Below are 19,470 nucleotides of genomic sequence, written 5' to 3' on the forward strand. Positions count from 1 at the left end.
CGTGCGCGAATCCGGCGCGGCGGCGTGGGTCAACCCGCTGCGGGATGGCAGAGACCGTCGTCTTCCTCGTATCGCGGGGCCCTGCGCCCTCGTGATCTTCGGGGTCACCGGCGACCTCGCCCGACGGAAACTGATGCCCGCGGTCTACGACCTGGCCAATCGGGGTCTGTTGCCGCCCGGATTCGCATTGGTCGGTTTCGCCCGGCGGGACTGGGCCGACGAGGACTTCGGTGAGATCGTGCACGCCGCGGTCCGTGACCATTCGCGGACCCCGTTCCGCGAAGAGGTGTGGCAACGGCTCTCCGAAGGAATCCGCTTCGTGCAGGGCTCCTTCGACGACGACAGCGCCTTCGCGGAATTGACTGCCACACTCGAGAAACTCGACCGTGAACGCGGTACCGGCGGGAACCATGCGTTCTATCTGTCGGTCCCGCCGGCCGCGTTCCCCGTGGTGTGCGGGCAGTTGTCCCGTTCCGGGCTCGCCGAACCCGAGAACGGCGCGTGGAGCCGCGTGGTGATCGAGAAGCCGTTCGGACACGACCAGGAAAGCGCCCGCGAGCTCAATTCCGTCGTCGGTGAGGTGTTCTCCGAGGATTCGGTATTCCGAATCGACCATTATCTGGGCAAGGAAACGGTCCAGAACATCTTGGCGCTCCGTTTCGCGAACCAGCTGTTCGATCCGATCTGGAACGCGCACTATGTCGACCACGTGCAGATCACCATGGCCGAGGACATCGGCCTCGGTGGTCGCGCGGGGTATTACGACGGTATCGGCGCGGCCCGCGACGTCATCCAGAACCATCTGCTTCAGCTGCTCGCTTTCACCGCCATGGAGGAACCGGTCAGCTTCGCGCCGTCCGAGCTGCGCGCCGAGCGAATAAAGGTGCTGTCGGCGACCCGTCTCGCCGAGCCGCTCGACGAGACCACCGCCCGCGGCCAGTACACCGCGGGCTGGCAGGGCGGCGAACCCGTGGTGGGGCTGCTCGAAGAGGACGGGTTCGCGTCCGACTCGACGACGGAGACCTACGCCGCGATCACTCTCGAAGTCGATACTCGCCGGTGGGCGGGAGTGCCGTTCTACCTCCGCACGGGTAAACGGCTCGGTCGCCGTGTCACCGAGATTGCGGTGGTGTTCAAGCGCGCACCGCATCTGCCGTTCGACACCACGATGACCGAGGAACTCGGCCAGAACGCCCTCGTCATCCGGGTGCAGCCCGATGAAGGCGTCACGATGCGTTTCGGCTCGAAGGTCCCCGGCTCCGAGATGGAGGTCCGGGATGTGAACATGGACTTCAGCTACGGCCAGGCGTTCACGGTGTCGTCCCCCGAGGCGTACGAGCGGTTGCTGCTCGACGTACTGCTCGGTGAGCCGTCATTGTTCCCGGTGAACCAGGAGGTCGAATTGTCCTGGCAGATCCTCGATCCGGTGCTCGAGCACTGGGCGAAGTCGGGTCGCCCCGAAGGCTACGAGTCGGGTACGTGGGGCCCCGCTGCCGCCGACGAGATGCTGCGCCGCTCCGGCCGCGAATGGAGGCGACCGTGAGAGTTCAGTTGCGCGACACGTCCGCGGTGGATGTCAGCAAGAAGATCGTGGAACTGCGGCGCACGGGCGGTGTCGTCACGCAGGGTCGCGTCCTGACGTTGATCGTGTGTGCGGGCGACGCGCGACGCCTCGAAGCGTCGATCTCGGCGGCGACCGACGCATCCCGAGAACATCCGTGCCGCGTCATCGTGATCGGCCGGGGACGCATGGACGGCCCCCCGCGACTCGATGCGGAGATCCGGGTCGCCGGGGAGGCCGGGGCATCCGAGGTGCTGATCCTCGCGTTGCACGGCGAACTCGGCGATCATCAGGAATCGGTGGTCGTCCCGTTCCTGCTTCCGGACACACCGGTGGTCGCCTGGTGGCCGAATCAGGCCCCCGCCGTTCCGGCCCTGGATCCGGTCGGGAAACTCGCGGTGCGGCGCATCACCGATGCCACCAATGCGATCGATCCGCGGGCCGACATCGTGGGGCGCCTCACGGGCTACCGACCCGGCGACACCGACCTCGCATGGGCCCGGATCACGTATTGGCGTGCGCTGCTCGTTTCCGCGTTGGATCAGCCGCCCTACGAGAAGGTGCTCTCGGCGAGAGTGTCGGGCCTGCACGGGGAGGTCGCGATCGACCTGCTGGCCGGGTGGCTCGCGAGCCGGCTCGATTGTCCGGTGCAGCGCGCGGTGGGTGAACTGCGTGTCGAACTACACACCGAAACCCAGACGATCGTGCTCGATCGCCCGCAGGACGGGCGGGTGGCGACATTGCAGCGCACCGACAAGCCCGACGCACTGATCACCCTGGCCCGCCGCGACTCTGCCGAATGTCTCGCAGAGGAACTGCGACGTCTCGATCCCGACGAAATCTACGAGGCCGCGCTGGCCGAACTGTCGAAGGTGGAATATGTCTGAGTTCGGACCCGTGGAGGTCGCGAAGTTCGCCGATGCCGATGCGGTCGCAAAGGCTGCTGCATCGCAGTTCGTCGAGGCGATCGTCGCCGCGCAACGCGAGCGCGTGCAGGCATCTGTTGTCCTGACCGGCGGCGGTACCGGCATCGCGGTTCTCGAGCACGTGCGCCGCGATCAAGGCGGTATCGATTGGTCGGCGGTGAACGTGTTCTTCGGCGACGAGCGCTTCCTGCCGCCCGGCCACCCCGACCGCAACGAGGTGCAGGCCCGCGCCGCGTTGCTCGATCTGGTTCCGATCGACGCGTCCCGCGTCCACACGATGCCGGCGCTCGGCGAGAACGGCTGCACCACACCCCAGGAGTCCGCTGCTCGCTACGCGGAGGTACTCGCCCAGCACTCCCCCGACAACACCGTCCCCACCTTCGATGTGCATTTGCTCGGCATGGGCGGGGAGGGACACATCAATTCGTTGTTCCCCCACACCGATGCGGTGCGTGAGGAGACACGGTTCGTCGTCGGTCTCGACGATTCCCCGAAACCTCCGCCGGCGCGGGTGACATTGACGTTGCCCGCGATTCAGCGGGCCCGACAGGTGTGGTTGCTCGTCACCGGTGAGGCCAAGGCCGACGCGGTTGCCGCAGCCGTCGGTGGCGCCGATCCGCACGAGATTCCGGCGGCGGGCGCACGGGGCCGCGACCGGACGGTGTGGTTCGTCGATCCCGCGGCGGGAGCGGATCTTCCGACGTCCTGATCGGCGTGCAACGCTATGCGCCGCGGAAGCTCGTACGGTAGTCCCGAGGGCTGGTCCCGCAAACCCGCCTGAAGTGGTATCGGAAGGTTTCCGCGGCGTCGAATCCGGTGGCCCGTCCGATCGCCTCGATCGGACGGTCGGTGCGTTCCAGCAGCGACATTGCCGCTCGAATACGTTGGCGGACAATCCAATCCAGGGGCGAAAACCCCGTGTACGCCCGAAATCGCCGGTGCAATGTGCGCGGCGACAGGTTCGCTTCGTGCGCGAGGTCCCGAATCGTCCATCGGCGGCCGACGTCGTCGCCGACCGCTGCGAGCATGCGCGTGAAGGTCGGGTCGTCGCGCACCGAAATCCGGTCGACGTCGACGAACTGCGACTGATCTGCGTGACGATGCGGTGTCACCACGAGTCGTCTGGCGATGTCGTTGGCCCGCTCGGGCCCGTGATCGTCCCGGATGAGCGCGATGCTGAGATCGAGGCCTGCCGATGCGCCCGCGCTGGTGAGGAAATTACCGTCGCGCACGACGATGGCCGCGATGTCCAGCTCGACGGCCGGGAATTCGGACCTCATGAGGTGTTCGTGCCGCCAGTGGGTGGTGGCCCGGCGACCGTCGAGCAGTCCCGCCTCGGCGAGGGCGAACGCACCGGTGCAGACCGACACCATCCGGGCGCCACGCGCAGCAGCGGTGCGAAGCAGGTCGCCCCACTCGGCACAACGGTCGCGGTCGACATCACTGACACCGGTCACGATGACGGTGTCGGCGTCGGCGATCGCCTCGATCGGGAACTGAGGGACGAGCGCCGCACCGCTGAGCGTGGTCACGCCGGTCTTCGGCCCGCAGGTATGCAGTTCGTAATCGAGTTCGGGTAGCTCGGACCACCGGAATCCCAGAGCCTCGATCACCGCCCCGTATTCGAGCAAGGTCATACCGTCGTACACCGGAAGCGCCACCACGTGCGACATGACCAGATCTTACCGATACATGGCATCACTGCCACTGTTTCCGCGACAGCGACGGTGGTGTGCTCGAACTGCCCGAGTAGTGAATCCGAGGAGGTTCGTCCGTGAGGACCCACACGTTGATCTCGACGCTGCATCACTTCTTCGCCGGACTGGATGCTGCGACCCTGATCCACCACGGTATTCCCATTCCATCGACACACCTGGCCCGCACAGCACCGGACGCCGATCCGCAGCTCACTCCTCCTGGTCGTTCCGATCCTGGTCGTCCTGACTCGCCCGCTGCTGCGGCGTAGCGCCTCCCACATGAACGCAACGCATCTGCGTCAGGGAACGCGGGCCGCGGGCCACACGCAGGGCCCTCAGTGGTGACCTGGTCGGTACGCATCGCGTCGTGCGTGGATCCATGCGGCGGGCTCCTCACGTGGTTGCCGCGGCGTGTGGCCGCGTGATTTCCCTCTCGTCAAGTTCGACGCGGCGAAGACCCGAACGGTTCCCTCCCCCGCCGAATACGTCACCGCAACGTGGGCGCACTGCGCGACAATGAGTGGAGCACGACGCCCAGAACGTGGGAGAGGAGGGCCACTATGAGCACCCCGACGACCATCCCCGGAGCTGTTCGCCCCGAGCAGGATTGCCCGGACGGCTCGAACCTGGTCACGCTGGGGTATCAGCGCGTGGTCGTGTGTTCACTCGGCGAGATGTGGACCGCCATGACCGATCCCGAGTCCCTTTCCCGCTGGTACGGCTCCTACACCGGTGACCCCACAACAGGATGGATTCGACTGACCATGTCGGATCAGCACGACACGAGCACCACCGATGTCCGGGTGGTGACATGTACTCCTCCGACGGGGTTCGTCGTCGACATCGACGGATGGTTGCTCGAAGTGGGGCTGCACTCGATCGGCCGGGTCACCACCGTCGAATTCTCCCATCGACACGTGCCCCGCTCGCAGGTCGGAGAGATCGGTCCCGGCTGGCAGTACTACCTCGACCGGCTCGAGGCTGCGGTACTCGGGACCCGGCTACCACGGTGGGACGAATATCCCGATCTCGCCGACGAGTATCGGTAGTCTTCATAGCTCACTGCAGCGTGATCTCGGTGAGCTTCATCGACAGGTACCGGCGTTCAGGCGCGGTACCCGCGAGGTCCAGCGCGCGCCGATACAGGTCGGCGGCTTCATCGTGACGTCCGAGGCGGTGCAGCAACTCGGCTCGGGCTGCGACGTACGGGTGGTGGTTCCGAAGGGCCGGTTCGTCGGCCAGGTCCTCGAGCAGAGTCAGTCCCGCAGCGGGACCGTCGCGCATCGCAACAGCCACCGCGCGGTTCACCGCGACGATCGGTGATGGCGTCAGGGCGCCCAGCACGTCGTAGAGCGCCACGATCTGCGGCCAGTCGGTGTCGTCGGCGCGCTCCGATTCGTCGTGCACCGCCGCGATCGCCGCCTGCACGGCATAGGGGCCGGGACGTCCGCCGGTCAATGCCTCACCGACCAGACACCGACCTTCGTCGATCATCGGGAGGTCCCAGCGAGCGCGGTCCTGATCGGCGAGCAACACCAGCGCGCCCGACGAATCGGTGCGCGCTTCGCGGCGGGCGTGCACGAGCAGGACCAGGGCAAGAAGCCCGGTCACTTCACGATCCGACGGCATCAGTTTGCGCAGGATCCGGGCCAGACGGATCGCTTCTTCCGCCAGGTCGAGGCGCTGCAGTGACTCCCCGGTGCTCGCCGCATACCCCTCGGTGAAGATCGAATACACAGCGCCGAGCACCACCGGCAACCGCTCCGGCAGCTCATCGGGTCGCGGCACCCGGAACGGGATGCGTGCACCACGAATCTTGTTCTTGGCACGTACGATCCGCTGAGCCATGGTGGTGCGCGGGACGAGGAACGCCCGCGCAACCTCGCCGGTATCGAGTCCGGCGAGGCAGCGCAGGATCAGCGCGATGCGGTCGTCCGGCGACAACGCCGGATGCGCGCATGCGAAGAAGAGTTCGAGCCGATCGTCGGGCAGGTCGTCGCCCTCAGGAACCGAGCGGGGCGCGGATCTCTCGGATTCCACTGCGAGGACCGCCAGCCGCTCTGCGTAGGCGCGGTCACGGCGGAGACGATCGAGAGCTCTCCTGCGTGCAGTGGTGAGCAACCACGCTCCGGGGCGATCCGGGACGCCGTCCATCGGCCAGTGAATCAAGGCGGCCTCGACGGCTTCGGACGCCACTTCCTCGGCGAGGTCGAGGTCACCGAACCGGTGGACGAGCGCCGCAAGCAGCCGGCCGTGCTCCTCCCGGAACACCGCCTCGATCCGCAGCGCGGAATCTGCGGAGGTGTCCGGGTCGGTCACGACCTACGCCCCGAATTCCGCGATGGGTCGCACCACGACACGGCCGCCGTCGCGGGACCCGGGGCAACGTGCCGCCCAGTCGAGCGCAACGTCGAGGTCGGGTACGTCGATGACGTCGTACCCTCCGAGAACCTCACGACTCTCCGCGAACGGGCCATCGGTGACGCTGCGACGGCCTTCGGCGTCCACCTGAACGGAGGTGGCGGTGACGAGGTCTTCGAGGGCATGCCCGGAAACAAGGATCCCGGCCTCCTTCAACTCCTTGTCGTATTGCTGCCAATCCTCGAAGTCGCAGGTGGGCTCGATGTCGGATGCGGTGTCCGCGTAGATCATCAGCATGTACTTCACGACAGATCTCCTATGTGGGATGTGCGGCCGGGTTGCCGTACATGATGACGACGAACGGACCCGCTCCGAATCGACATACCGCGCGAAAAAATCTTTCGGGGATCTCAACCGCTGTTGCGCAAGGCGGTGGCGAGGCCGTTCATGGTCAGCTGTATTCCGCGCTTGACCTCGTCGCTGTCTTCGCCGCCACGATATCGCCGTAGCAGCTCGACCTGCAGGTGGTTCAGCGGTTCGAGATAGGGGAACCGGTTGTGCAGCGACCGTTCCAGGGCGGGATTGTCGGCGACCAGCGAGTCGTATCCGGTGATCTGCAAGTACGCCTGCACAGTGCTCTCGTGTTCGGCGACGATCCGGTCGAACACCCGCGCGCGTAGCCCTTCGTCCTCCACGAGTTCCGAGTAGCGGGCCGCCAACCCCAGATCCGATTTGGCCATGACCTGGGCCATGTTCGACAGTACGGAACGGAAGAACGGCCACCGTCGGTAAAGGTCCTGCAGGGTCGCGAGCCGGTCGGGATCGTCACCGATCCATTCCGTGATGGCACTGCCCGTGCCGTACCAGCCGGGAAGCATCACACGCGACTGCGTCCAGGCCAGCACCCACGGGATAGCACGCAGGTCGGCTATCGCCCGGGTCGGTTTACGAGATGCCGGACGGCTCCCGATGTTCAGATCGCCGATCTCCGCGACGGGCGTCGAAGTGGTGAAGTACTCGACGAAACCAGGCGTGTCGTGCACCAGATCCCGGTAGGCCCGGTAAGCGAGATCTGCCAGTTCGTCGAAGACCCGGTACGCCGCCGGTGCGTCGGCTCCGAGACCTTCGACATCGAGGAGCGTCGACTCGAGCGTGGCGGCGACGAGCGCCTCCAGATTTCTCCGGGCCAGAGCGGGATCACGATACTTCGCGGAGATCACCTCGCCCTGCTCGGTCAAGCGCAGTGACCCGTTCACCGCGCCAGGTGGTTGCGCGAGGATGGCGTCGTAGCTCGGGCCGCCGCCGCGGCCCACAGTGCCGCCCCTACCGTGGAACAGCCGCAGCCGGATTCCGGTGGCGCGCGCAGCATCCACCAGGTCCAGTTCCGCGCGATACAGCGCCCAATTCGCGGCGAGATAGCCGCCGTCCTTGTTCGAGTCCGAATAGCCGAGCATCACTTCCTGCACGCCGTCGTGCGCATCGACGAGGCTGCGGAACTCCGGGATGGCGAGCGCCGCGGTCAGGGTCGCCGCTCCCCCACGTAGATCGTCGATGGTCTCGAACAGAGGTATCACCTGGACGGTGCACCGTGGATAGCCTGCGTCGAGATCGAGCAGCCCGACTTCCTTGAGCAACACCTCCACTTCGAGCAGGTCCGAGACCGACGTGCACATGCTGATGATGTAGTGCTCGATCGCGGTGGGACCGATGCGGCGCACCGCAGCCGCAGCGGCACGAAGGATCGCGAGTTCTTTGGCGGTCTCTTCGGTCAGGTGCGCCTCGGGCGTGCTCAATGGCCGGCGGACGCGCAGTTCTGCGGCGAGCAGTGCGACCCGGGCATTCTCGTCGAGCTCCTGGTAGCGGTCGGTCACCCCTGCCCAGGCGAACAACTCGGCCACGACGCGTTCGTGGACCTCCGAGTTCTGGCGCAGGTCGAGCGAGGCGAGGTGGAAGCCGTACACCTCGACAGCCCCGCGGAGCCGGGCCAGGCGGTCATCGGCGATCACCGCGCTGCCCGCGCCGCGTAACGAGACGTCGAGGATTCCGAGATCGGCGAGCAACTGGGCCGGCCTCCCGTAACCCACCGGGTCACCCTCGACGGTGTCGGCGAGTTCGAGTCCCGGATGCAGGCGCGTCACGGTCGTGGAGAGCCGGCGACGGATGCCGCGGACCGCTCGGCGGTACGGCTCGTCGCAATGGGCAGGGTCGTTGTCGCCGGAACCCTCCGCGAGCGCCGTCAGCTGTTCGGTGACCGGAGTGATCCGAGCCGACATCGACAGTTCGCGCTCGAGCGCCGCGAGTTCGCCGAGGTGGTGGCGCAACGCCGTCGCGCTGGCCCTGTCGCATGCTGTCGCCACGACGTCGGCGTCGACGTTGGGGTTGCCGTCGCGGTCACCCCCGATCCACGACCCGGGGCGCACCAGGGGCTGGGTGAGGATCGCTGCACTGGGCCAGCGGCGGCGCAGTTCGCGGCGGATCTCGGTGTTGAGCTCGGGGACGACATCGAACAGCGCGAGTTCGTAGTACCGCAGACCGTTCTCGATCTCGTCGCTGATCCGTGGCCGCGACAACCGGATCAACGCCGTCTGCCACAGCGTCAGGATCTGGCGGTGCAGATCTTCGTCGAGTGGCTCACGCGCGTGCGCGTCGGCGGCCATGTCGCGGCGGCGCATGAGTTCGGTGACGGCAGTCTGCACGTCGAAGATGGTGCGGCGACGGGTTTCGGTCGGATGCGCGGTGATGACGGGAGCAACAAGCGCGGCGGCGAGGGCATCGGCGACGGTGTCCGGATCCAGGTGCGCCGCGTCGAGCCGGGCATAGGTCGCGGCGAGGGAGCTGTCCGGCGCTGGGTCGCCCGCATGGACGTGGACGGCGCGGCGACGTTCGCGGTGGAGATCCTCGGCAAGGTTCGCCAGCAGAGCAAAGTGACTGAAAGCGCGCACTACCGGAATGGCATCGGCGGTGGGGACCGCAGCGAGACGCGCGGCCAGCTCGGAGCGTTCCAGTTCGGAACGCCGGATCTGGAAGCTGGCGACACGTGCTGCTTCGACAAGACCGAAGATCTCGTCGCCCGCATGTTCTCGGACGACGGCGCCGAGGATGCCGCCGAGCAGTCGGATATCGTCGCGGAGTGGTTCGGTGGCCGAAGCCGGTGCGGTGTCGGTCATGCGCTCAGTATCCGCGGCCGGTTGCCGCTCCGCGAGCGCTACAGCGTCAGCTGAACTTGATCTGCAGCCCGATACCGAGGATCGAGATGACCCAGATGATGCCGACGAACAGGGTCACCCGGTCCAGGTTCTTCTCCGCGACGGTCGAACCGGACAGGCTCGATTGGACTCCGCCGCCGAACAGGCTCGACAGGCCGCCGCCCTTGGCACGGTGCAGCAGCACCAACAGGATCAGCAGGAGGCTGGTGGCGATCAGCAGGATGTCCAGGAACAGTGCCATGTCGGTGTTCAGTGCCCTTCGGCTGGTGGGTGACGTCGGCCGTCAGCTTACCCGGTGAGCGGATTCGCGCGGATCGTGGCACCCACGGCCACCAGAGTTGCTGTCCGCGGGCAACACCCTCCAAGAATCCAATTCTCTCTTCGAGAGTACACATTCTCGAAATTTGGATTTATGTTCGCTCGGAGTCATCTACCGAGCGAAAGGATCTGCGTGTCCAATTTTCAGAGCACCAGCCCCAACCACCGCGTCACACGTTCCGCTGCCGCGTTCGCACTGGCCTGCGTCCTCGCGCTACCCGGCACCGCCGCACTCGCGGCCCCGCTCGACGTTCCCAGCGGATCGACCGGACACAGCCACGACGACACATCAACCCCGACGCTCCGCCTCGCCTCAGTTGACAACTTCCGGGATGTGGCCGGGCCCGGCGGCGGCTACCCGGCCGCATTCGGGCTTCACGTCGAACCGGGCGTGTTCTACCGGTCGAACGCCCTGACCACCAGCGATGCAGATGCAGCAGCCCTCGACACTCTGGGAATCTCCGCGGTGTACGACCTGCGCACCGATCCCGAGATCGCAGACAAGCCCGACAGGGTTCCTACCGGTGCCGCATATGTGCGGCATCCTTTGCTGTCGGGAGATCTGAGTGCGACCGCGGACCTGAAGACGCCTGACGATGCACGCGAGTTCATGAGAGGCATCAATCGCTCCTTTGTGACGGACCCGGAGATTCGCGCCGAACTCGGCACGATGTTCACCGAGTTCGCCACCACCGACGGTCCCCAGCTCTTCCACTGCACGGAAGGGAAGGATCGGGCGGGCTGGACCGCTGCGATGCTCCTGTCCCTCGTCGGAGTCGACCGCGAAACGGTGTACGCCGACTACTTGCTCTCCAACGACTACTCGGCCGAACGTATCGAGGCGACACTCGCAGCGGCCACGGAGGCCCGTGGACCCGAGAAGGCCGCCGTGTACGCCCCGATGCTGGGGGTGGAGCGAGGATTCCTCGAGGCCGGATTCGACCAGCTCGAAGCGGATTACGGCACAGTGCACAATTACCTGCTCACCGGCCTGGGCCTGAGCCCTCAGACGATCGCGGCCCTGTCCGCGAAACTGGTCGCCTGACCCGACCGGCCACGAAAATGCCTGTGGGCGTGGGATCGTCACCGACCCCACGCCCACAGGCGTCACTACTGCGCCACTGTCAGAGCAGCGGGCCACCCGCTGCGATCGCAGAAAGCTGCGCGAACTCGTCGGCCTTGAGCGACGCACCGCCCACGAGACCTCCGTCGACGTCGGTCTGCGCGACGAGCTCACCGACGTTCTTGGCGTTGACGGAACCCCCGTAGAGGACACGGACAGACGCCGCGACCTCGGGCGAAGCCAACTCGGCGAGGGTCGCACGCACCGCGGCACACACCTCCTGAGCGTCGGCGGCCGAGGCCACCTTGCCCGTGCCGATGGCCCAGACCGGCTCGTACGCGACGACGATCTTGGCGATGTCGTCTGCGGACAGCCCGGCGAGCGAGCCCTTCAGCTGCTCGACGTTGTAGGCGACGTGGTTGCCCGCCTCGCGAACGTCGAGACCTTCACCGATGCATACGATCGGGGTCAGGCCGTGCGCGAGCGCAGCCTTCGTCTTGTCTCGGACGAGCTCGTCGGTCTCGCCGTGCAGGGTGCGCCGCTCGGAGTGGCCGACGACCACGTAGGTGCACCCGAGTTTGGCGAGCATTGCACCGGAGATCTCGCCGGTGTAGGCACCGGAACTCTGCGCCGACACGTCTTGCGCACCGTAGGTGAGCCCGATCTTGTCGCCTTCGATCAGGGTCTGCACCGAGCGGATGTCGGTGAAGGGCGGGATGACCGCGACATCGACCTTCTCCAGGTACTTGTCGGGGAGGGTGAACGCGATCTTCTGCACCAGTGCGATGGCCTCGAGGTGGTTGAGGTTCATCTTCCAGTTGCCCGCGATGAGCGGTTTACGTGCCATCTCATGCCTCCAGAACAGCGATGCCGGGCAGTTCCTTGCCCTCGAGGTATTCGAGGGAAGCGCCGCCACCGGTCGAGATGTGCGAGAACCCGTCGTCGGGCAGACCCAGCTGACGCACCGCCGCTGCGGAGTCGCCGCCGCCGACGACGCTGAACGCACCCTTGCCTGTGGCTTCGACGATTGCCTCGGCTACGCCCCTGGTGCCTGCCGCGAACTTGTCGAATTCGAACACGCCCATCGGGCCGTTCCAGAATACGGTCCGGGCCGCCGTCAGCAGCGACGCGAAACGCTGCACCGACTCCGGTCCGATGTCCAGACCCATCCACCCGTCCGGAATCTCGGCGACGGGAACGGTCTTCGCTTCGGCATCGGCGGAGAAACTGTCGGCCACCACCACGTCCTGCGGGATGTGGAGGACGTCGGCGAACCTGTCGAGCAGGCTCTTGCACGTGTCGATCATCGACTCCTCGAGCAAGGAGTTCCCGACGGAGATGCCCTGTGCAGCAAGGAATGTGAAGCACATTCCACCGCCGATGACGAGGGTGTCCACCTTCGGTGCGAGCGCTTCGATCACCGCAAGTTTGTCGGAGACCTTCGAACCGCCGAGAACCACCGCGTACGGACGTTCGGTATCGGTGGTGAGCTTGGCCAGCACCTCCACCTCCGCAGCGACGAGACCGCCCGCGTAGTGCGGAAGCAGCTTTGCCACGTCGTACACCGAGGCCTGCGCGCGGTGCACCACACCGAAGCCATCGGAGACGAACGCGCCGTCGTCCCCGACGAGTTCGACGAGCTCGCGGGCGAGCGCCTGACGCTGAGCCTCGTCCTTGCTGGTCTCACGCGGGTCGAACCGAATGTTCTCCAGCAGGAGGATGTCGCCGTCGGTCAGGCCCTCGGAACGGGCCAGGGCGTCCTGCCCGACGACGTCGCCGGCGAGCTGGACGTTGCGGCCGAGCACCTCACCGAGTTTCGCCGCGACGGGAGCAAGCGAGAACTTCGGATCCGGCTCGCCTTTGGGGCGACCGAGGTGCGCGGTGACCACAACCTTGGCGCCCGCTTCCGCGAGTGCTGCGATCGTCGGCGCAGACGCGAGGATACGTCCGGGATCTGTGATCGTCGCGCCGTCCAGGGGGACGTTGAGGTCGGAGCGCACGAGCACACCGCGCCCCTCCACCCCGGCGTCGAGCAGATCCTTCAGGGTCTGAACTGCCACTGTTCGGGTGTCCTGTTCGTGTGGGGTGTCAGAGCGACTTGGCGACGAGACCGATGAGATCGGCCAGGCGGTTCGAGTAGCCCCACTCGTTGTCGTACCAGGAAACGATCTTGACCTGATCGTCGATGACCTTGGTCAACGGCGCGTCGAAGATCGACGAATGCGGGTCGGTGACGATGTCCGACGACACGATCGGGTCGGTGTTGTACTTCAGGATGCCCTTCAGCGGTCCCTCGGCAGCAGCCTTCATCGCGGCGTTGATCTCGTCGACGGACGCCTTGGTGCGCAGGTTGGCGGTGAGGTCGGTGACCGAGCCGGTGGGGATCGGCACACGCAGTGCGTAGCCGTCGAGCTTGCCGAGCAGCTGCGGGAGGACCAGGCCGATGGCCTTGGCGGCACCCGTACCGGTCGGAACGACGTTCAGAGCGGCAGCGCGGGCGCGACGCAGATCCGAGTGCGGGGCATCCTGCAGGTTCTGGTCCTGCGTGTATGCGTGGACCGTCGTCATGAGGCCCTTCTCGATGCCGAAGCTGTCATCGAGGACCTTGGCGATCGGGCCGAGGCAGTTGGTGGTGCACGAGGCGTTCGAGATGATGTTCTGGCTGCCGTCGTACTTGTCGTCGTTGACGCCCATCACGACGGTGAGGTCCTCGCCCTTGGCGGGCGCGGAGATGATGACCTTCTTGGCGCCGGCGTCGAGATGGCCCTTGGCCTTGGCTGCGTCGGTGAAGATGCCGGTGGACTCGACGACGACGTCGACACCGAGATCGCCCCACGGCAGTGCGGCGGGGCCTTCCTTGATGGACAGAGCCTTGATCTTCTGGTCGCCGACGACGATGAAGTCGTCCTCGACACGCACGTCCTTGTCGAGGCGACCCAGGATCGAGTCGTACTTCAGGAGCGTCGCCAGGGTGTCGTTGTCGGTGAGGTCGTTGACCGCGACGATCTCGATGTCCGTGGTGCCGAGCGCCTTCTGCGCCTCGACAGCACGGAAGAAGTTACGTCCGATACGACCGAAGCCGTTCACGCCTACGCGGACAGTCACAGTGAAGCTCCTTTGCCCAGAATTTAAGTTTGCCCAGAATCCAAGATGAGTCTGCTGGTGTGACCACTACTCTAATGTGCGTGGTTCACCACTCGGGATCCGCCCTTGCGTGGCACGAATCACCACATCAGAGTGAAGCCCTAGGCTTCCTCGAGCAACTCCGCGGTCACCGCGGACTCGGTGTCGGGGACCCCGATTTCCTTCGCACGGCGATCGGCCATGGACAGCAGCCGTCTGATCCGACCGGCGACAGCGTCCTTGGTCATCGGCGGGTCCGCGAGTTGACCGAGTTCCTCGAGCGATGCCTGTCGGTGCTGCACCCGCAGCGTGCCCGCTGCCGCGAGATGATCCGGTACGTCGGCGCCGAGGATGGCCAGTGCCCGCTCGACCCGGGCAGCCGCCGCGACCGCGGCTCGCGCCGACCGCCGCAGATTCGCATCGTCGAAGTTCGCGAGCCGGTTGGCGGTCGCACGCACTTCACGCCGCATTCGACGCTCTTCCCAGATCAGCCGGGTGTCCTGCGCGCCCATGTGGGTCAGCAGCGCACCGATTGCCTCACCGTCGCGCAGTACGACGCGATCGGCACCGCGGACCTCACGTGCCTTCGCGGTGATCCCGAGACGACGGGCAGCACCCACCAGGGCGAGCGCTGCCTCCGGTCCGGGGCAGCTGACCTCGAGAGCCGAGGAGCGGCCCGGTTCCGTCAGTGAGCCGTGCGCAAGGAACGCACCGCGCCACGCTGCGGCGGCATCGGACACGCTGCCGCCGACCACCTGCGCGGGCAACCCCCGCACCGGCCGACCGCGGTTGTCGAGCAGCCCGGTCTGCCGTGCGAGTGCCTCACCGTCCTTGCCGACCCGCACCACGTAACGCGAACTCTTGCGCAACCCGCCGGCACCGAGTACGAGTACCTCCGCCTGATAGCCGTACAGCTCGAAGATCTCCTTGCGCAACCGCCGCGCGATCGACCCGAGATCGGCCTCCGCCTCCACGACCACACGTCCCGCGACGATGTGCAGACCGCCCGCGAACCGCAGCAATGAGGACACCTCGGCCTTGCGATTGCTGGTGCGGGTGACGACGAGCCTGCTCAGCTCGTCCTTGACCTCCGCTGTCATTGCCACGAGACGATCTCCCTTCCGCCACCGCCCACGGAACTGCTGTGTCCGTGCGGCGTGGTCAGATACTGTCCGAGCGCCCTCGCCAACTTGGCAGGGTCGTGCCGATGGGTGCCGGGTTCTGCGACGTCGACGAAGTCGACCTCGGCGCCGAAACCGGTCGCGGCGCGCCGAAGGTGCTCACGTTCGCGTCCGACGGGTACCGATGCTTCGTCGACGACGACCTTGTCGACGCGGAAGTCCGGCGCGTGCTGTGCCAGAACGTGCAGGTGACGTTCGGCGGAGAACCCGGCGGTTTCGCCTGGTTCGGCAGCCAGGTTGAGCACCAGCACCTTACGGGCGTTCGTGTGGATCAGGGCATCGTTGAGGTCCGGGACCAGCACGTGCGGGATGACGCTCGAGAACCACGAGCCCGGCCCGAGCACCACCATGTCGGCATCGCACACCGCATCGAGCGCCTCGGGACCGGCGGGTGGGTTGGCCGGGATCAGCCGCACACGCCGCACCTTGCCGGGTGTGGTTGCGACCGCGACCTGCCCGCGGATACATCGGCTCGCCCGCGGGTCTGCTTCGAGGCCGGAGACGTCTGCCTCGATGTCGAGCGCAATCGGTGACATCGGCAGGACCCGGCCACGCACCTGCAGGAGGCGACCCACGGCATCGAGGGCGGCGACAGTGTCGCCCAATACCTCGGTCAGGCCCGCGAGGATCAGGTTGCCCACCGAATGCCCGGCAAGGGCGCCGGTGCCACCGAAACGGTGCTGCACGGTCTGCGTCCAGATATCCACCTCGGCATCGGCGGCAGACATCGCGGCGAGCGCCATCCTCAGGTCGCCGGGGGGGATCACGCCGAGCTCGGCGCGCAGCCGGCCCGACGACCCGCCGTCATCGGCGACGGTGACGACAGCCGTGACCCGGTCCGTGAGCCGGCGCACGGCGCGCAGCGTCGCGAACAAGCCGTGTCCCCCGCCGAGTGCCGTGATCGCCGGACCGGTCGGAGAATCTCCCAGATAGGTACTCACTCGCGCCCCAAATCACGATGCACCACGTGCACGTCGAGTCCGGGTTCGCCGCTCAATCGACCCGCGAGGGCTTCGGTCATGGCAACGCTGCGGTGCTTGCCGCCGGTACAACCCACCGCGATGGTCATGTACCGCTTGCCCTCGCGCCGATACCCGGCGGTCGTCAGTTCGAGCATCCGCTGGTAACTGTCGAGGAACTCCGGTGCGCTCTCGTGGGACAGGACGTAGTCGCGCACCGGAGCATCGCGGCCCGTCTGTGGACGCAGGTCGGGAACCCAGTGGGGGTTCGGGAGGAAGCGCACATCGCATACGAGGTCGGAGTCCATCGGCAGACCGTACTTGAAACCGAATGATTCGACGGTCACCTGAATGGTGTCGGAAGTCGCGTCTCCGAAGGCCGTTTCGATCTTGCGACGCAGTTCCGGCCCCGTCAGCGCGGACGTGTCGACGACGAGGTCGGCCGCTGCCTTCACCGGTGCGAGTTGTCCGCGTTCGGCCGCGATCCCGTCGGTGAGGGTGCGGTCGGCGGTGTCGGACTGCAAGGGATGACTGCGACGGACCTGCTCGAACCGTCGGACGAGCACGGCATCCGTCGCCTCGAGGAACAACACACGGGTCTGGACCGGCCGCGCAGCCAGTTCGTTGACGACCTGACCGAGATCGCCGGTGAACAGACGGCTGCGCACATCCATGACGATGGCCAACCGTTCGAGCGGTGGCTCGGCGCGAACCGCGAGATCGATCATGGAGATGACCAACTGCGGCGGAAGATTGTCGGCGACGAACCATCCGAGGTCTTCGAGCGCGGTGGCTGCGGTGCTCATCCCGGCCCCGGACAGTCCGGTGATGATGATCACCTCGGCGCGGGGTGCGGCACCGTCGCGACTCGATCCGATGGTGTCACTACCGACATCCGTCATTGCTGCGACTCCGCTCGTATTTCCGACACGCCGACTGTGTCATCATTGCCCACCGGCGTGTCTCCTGCATCCGGACCGGGTTCCGGAGTCGAGTCGGGTAGGGACGTCGAGACGCCGCTCACCATCTCGGCACGGAGGGCGTCGTGCACGGTCTGCGCGGTTGCGCGACCGATCCCCGGGACCGCCGTGATCTCCTCGACGGTGGCCAGGCGCAGTTTCGCGACCGACCCGAAATGCATCACGAGCGCTTTTCGCCGCGTGTCGCCGAGGCCCCGGATCCCGTCGAGCGCGGACGCCGTCATGCGCTGCGAGCGTTTGCTGCGGTGGTAGGTGATCGCAAACCGGTGTGCCTCGTCGCGCACTCGTTGCAGCAGGTACAGCGCCTCGCTCGCGCGCGGCAGAATGACCGGGTCGTCCTCTCCGGGCACCCACACTTCCTCGAGGCGTTTGGCGAGACCGATCACGGCAACGTCGGTGATACCGAGATCATCGAGGACTTCCGCGGCCGCCGCCACCTGTGGCGCACCGCCGTCCACCACATACAGGTTCGGTGGGTACGCAAAGCGGCGCGGTCTGCCGGTGGCCGGGTCGAGCGCGGCCTCCGGTGCTGCGTCACCACCGTCACCACCGTCACCACCGCCCTCGCCGGTCGCGGCGTGCGCGACGTCGCGGTTGTGACGGAGGAATCGGCGGCGCGTGACCTCGGCGATCGAACCGACATCGTCGGATCTGCCCTCACCGGCAGCTTCCTTGATCGCGTAGCGCCGATAGTCGGATTTGCGCGGAAGCCCGTCTTCGAAGACCACCAGTGATGCAACGACATCCGTGCCCTGTACATGGCTGATGTCGACGCATTCGATGCGCAGCGGCGCCGAATCGAGGTCGAGGGCCTCTTGAATACCCTGTAATGCCGCCGACCGAGCGGTGAAATCGCCGGCCCGCCGCAGTTTGTGCTGCGTCAACGCTTCCTTCGCGTTGCGCAACACCGTCTCGGCGAGCGCCTTCTTGTCGCCGCGCTGTGGTACGCGCAGCCGCACCGGCCCGCCCCGGAGACCCGACAACCAGCGACTCATCTCGTCCGGGTCCGGTGGCAGCACCGGAACCAGGACTTCACGTGGCACCGCGCTCGCAGCGCGGTCGCTGTCGGCGGCGGTGGTGACCGCAACCTCCTCGCCGTAGAACTGGGTGAGGAACTGTTCGACGAGCAGCGACAATTCTTCGTCGCGTTCGGCATCGTCGGATCCGGACGGCCGCGCGTCACGGTCCGCCGGGCGGTCGACGACGTCGCCGGACTTCTCCACAACCCAGCCACGTTGACCGCGGACGCGGCCACCGCGCACGTGGAACACCTGGACGGCGACCTCGAGATCGTCGCCAGCGAACGCGACGAGATCGGCGTCCGTTCCGTCACCGAGCACCACGGCCTGCTTCTCGAGCGCCTTCCGCAGCGCGCCGAGGTCGTCGCGCAGACGTGCGGCGAGCTCGAAGTCGAGTTCCTCCGAGGCATCGTGCATTCGTTTCTCGACCTCGCGGACGAGCCGGTCGGTGCGACCGGCGAGAAAGTCACAGAAGTCGTCGACGATCCGGCGGTGTTCGTCGGCATCGACCCGACCGACACAGGGAGCCGAGCACTTGTCGATGTAACCGAGCAGGCACGGCCGCCCGATCTGCGAGTGTCGTTTGAAGACGCCTGTCGAGCAGGTACGGGCGGGGAACACCCGCAACAACAGGTCGAGGGTCTCCCGGATCGCCCACGCATGCGAGTAGGGGCCGAAGTAACGCACACCTTTTCGTCGGGGACCGCGGTAGACGAACAGTCGCGGGAACTCCTCCCCCACGCTCACGGCCAGCATCGGATACGTCTTGTCGTCGCGATACCGCACGTTGAAGCGCGGATCGAATTCCTTGATCCAGTTGTACTCGAGTTGCAGCGCCTCGACTTCGGTGCGCACCACCGTCCACTCGACGCTGCCTGCGGTGGTGACCATCTGCCGGGTGCGCGGGTGCAATGAGGAGACGTCGGCGAAGTACGAATTCAAACGCGAGCGCAAGCTCTTGGCCTTGCCGACGTAGACGACCCGGCCGTGCGGGTCGCGGAATCTGTACACCCCCGGCTCCGTGGGGATGGTGCCGGGGGCGGGGCGGTATGTCGAGGGGTCGGGCACGACGTCCA

The 19,470-nt window shown here is 66.6% G+C and carries 18 protein-coding genes; 6 read left to right on the forward strand and 12 right to left on the reverse strand.

The features are described from left to right. The first annotated feature begins 1 nt into the window (after nucleotide 1). Genes zwf through pgl form a run of 3 tightly spaced genes read left to right on the forward strand, consistent with a single transcriptional unit; the run spans nucleotide 2 to nucleotide 3,196 of the window. Nucleotides 2-1,543, forward strand: a complete 1,542-nt coding sequence (gene zwf / locus MWU77_RS20600; protein WP_169690562.1) for a glucose-6-phosphate dehydrogenase — start codon at nucleotides 2-4, stop codon at nucleotides 1,541-1,543. Continuing rightward, a complete protein-coding gene (opcA, locus tag MWU77_RS20605; protein WP_169690563.1) occupies nucleotides 1,528-2,448 on the forward strand; it encodes a glucose-6-phosphate dehydrogenase assembly protein OpcA in 921 nt (306 codons plus the stop codon). The genes zwf and opcA overlap by 16 nt, the downstream gene beginning before the upstream one ends. Next, entirely contained in the window at nucleotides 2,441-3,196 is a 756-nt protein-coding gene (pgl, locus tag MWU77_RS20610; RefSeq protein ID WP_169690564.1) for a 6-phosphogluconolactonase, read from the forward strand. The genes opcA and pgl overlap by 8 nt, the downstream gene beginning before the upstream one ends. Before the next feature lie 13 nt (nucleotides 3,197-3,209). Here pgl and MWU77_RS20615 read toward each other — a convergent pair whose 3' ends face one another. Continuing rightward, on the reverse strand, nucleotides 3,210-4,160 hold the full coding sequence (locus MWU77_RS20615) for a GlxA family transcriptional regulator (protein WP_169690565.1): 951 nt from the start codon (nucleotides 4,158-4,160) through the stop codon (nucleotides 3,210-3,212). A 101-nt stretch (nucleotides 4,161-4,261) separates the two neighbouring features. Between MWU77_RS20615 and MWU77_RS20620 the strand changes: the two genes are divergently transcribed. Continuing rightward, nucleotides 4,262-4,453: a hypothetical protein gene (locus tag MWU77_RS20620; RefSeq protein WP_169690566.1), complete on the forward strand. Its 192-nt coding sequence runs from the start codon at nucleotides 4,262-4,264 to the stop codon at nucleotides 4,451-4,453. Between the two features lie 291 nt (nucleotides 4,454-4,744). Continuing rightward, a complete protein-coding gene (locus tag MWU77_RS20625) occupies nucleotides 4,745-5,233 on the forward strand; it encodes an SRPBCC domain-containing protein (RefSeq protein ID WP_169690567.1) in 489 nt (162 codons plus the stop codon). Between the two features lie 10 nt (nucleotides 5,234-5,243). On the opposite strand, the gene MWU77_RS20630 is transcribed toward MWU77_RS20625, so the two are convergent. From MWU77_RS20630 to secG, 4 genes are all read right to left on the reverse strand, one after another. Beyond that, nucleotides 5,244-6,503: an RNA polymerase sigma factor gene (locus tag MWU77_RS20630; protein ID WP_247274648.1), complete on the reverse strand. Its 1,260-nt coding sequence runs from the start codon at nucleotides 6,501-6,503 to the stop codon at nucleotides 5,244-5,246. Between the two features lie 3 nt (nucleotides 6,504-6,506). Next, a complete protein-coding gene (locus MWU77_RS20635; protein WP_169690569.1) occupies nucleotides 6,507-6,851 on the reverse strand; it encodes a YciI family protein in 345 nt (114 codons plus the stop codon). A 104-nt stretch (nucleotides 6,852-6,955) separates the two neighbouring features. After that, nucleotides 6,956-9,712, reverse strand: a complete 2,757-nt coding sequence (gene ppc, locus MWU77_RS20640; RefSeq protein ID WP_169690570.1) for a phosphoenolpyruvate carboxylase — start codon at nucleotides 9,710-9,712, stop codon at nucleotides 6,956-6,958. A 46-nt stretch (nucleotides 9,713-9,758) separates the two neighbouring features. Next, entirely contained in the window at nucleotides 9,759-9,992 is a 234-nt protein-coding gene (gene secG, locus MWU77_RS20645) for a preprotein translocase subunit SecG (RefSeq protein WP_054720914.1), read from the reverse strand. 210 nt (nucleotides 9,993-10,202) lie between these two features. On the opposite strand from secG, the gene MWU77_RS20650 reads away from it, so the two are divergent. After that, nucleotides 10,203-11,114 carry a tyrosine-protein phosphatase gene (locus tag MWU77_RS20650; RefSeq protein WP_247274649.1) on the forward strand — a complete coding sequence of 304 codons (912 nt, stop codon included), beginning with the start codon at nucleotides 10,203-10,205 and terminating at the stop codon, nucleotides 11,112-11,114. 79 nt (nucleotides 11,115-11,193) lie between these two features. Here MWU77_RS20650 and tpiA read toward each other — a convergent pair whose 3' ends face one another. The 7 genes from tpiA to uvrC all read right to left on the reverse strand — a co-directional run bounded on the left by tpiA (nucleotide 11,194) and on the right by uvrC (nucleotide 19,462). Beyond that, a complete protein-coding gene (gene tpiA, locus MWU77_RS20655; protein ID WP_247274650.1) occupies nucleotides 11,194-11,979 on the reverse strand; it encodes a triose-phosphate isomerase in 786 nt (261 codons plus the stop codon). Between the two features lies 1 nt (nucleotide 11,980). Continuing rightward, nucleotides 11,981-13,192 carry a phosphoglycerate kinase gene (gene pgk / locus MWU77_RS20660; RefSeq protein WP_169690573.1) on the reverse strand — a complete coding sequence of 404 codons (1,212 nt, stop codon included), beginning with the start codon at nucleotides 13,190-13,192 and terminating at the stop codon, nucleotides 11,981-11,983. A 28-nt stretch (nucleotides 13,193-13,220) separates the two neighbouring features. Beyond that, entirely contained in the window at nucleotides 13,221-14,237 is a 1,017-nt protein-coding gene (gene gap, locus MWU77_RS20665) for a type I glyceraldehyde-3-phosphate dehydrogenase (protein WP_169690574.1), read from the reverse strand. A 140-nt stretch (nucleotides 14,238-14,377) separates the two neighbouring features. Beyond that, the gene (gene whiA, locus MWU77_RS20670) at nucleotides 14,378-15,355 is read right to left on the reverse strand and encodes a DNA-binding protein WhiA (RefSeq protein ID WP_206040498.1); all 978 of its coding nucleotides are present in this window, start codon (nucleotides 15,353-15,355) and stop codon (nucleotides 14,378-14,380) included. Then, a complete protein-coding gene (gene yvcK, locus MWU77_RS20675) occupies nucleotides 15,352-16,377 on the reverse strand; it encodes a uridine diphosphate-N-acetylglucosamine-binding protein YvcK (protein ID WP_247274651.1) in 1,026 nt (341 codons plus the stop codon). Before yvcK ends, whiA begins: the two co-directional genes overlap by 4 nt. Continuing rightward, nucleotides 16,374-17,297: an RNase adapter RapZ gene (rapZ, locus tag MWU77_RS20680; RefSeq protein ID WP_169690576.1), complete on the reverse strand. Its 924-nt coding sequence runs from the start codon at nucleotides 17,295-17,297 to the stop codon at nucleotides 16,374-16,376. The genes yvcK and rapZ overlap by 4 nt, the downstream gene beginning before the upstream one ends. Further along, the gene (gene uvrC, locus MWU77_RS20685; protein WP_247274652.1) at nucleotides 17,294-19,462 is read right to left on the reverse strand and encodes an excinuclease ABC subunit UvrC; all 2,169 of its coding nucleotides are present in this window, start codon (nucleotides 19,460-19,462) and stop codon (nucleotides 17,294-17,296) included. Before uvrC ends, rapZ begins: the two co-directional genes overlap by 4 nt. Nucleotides 19,463-19,470: the final 8 nt, after the last annotated feature.

The organism is Rhodococcus sp. F64268 (genome assembly GCF_023015605.1).
In the GTDB taxonomy this organism is placed as follows: Bacteria; Actinomycetota; Actinomycetes; order Mycobacteriales; family Mycobacteriaceae; genus Rhodococcus.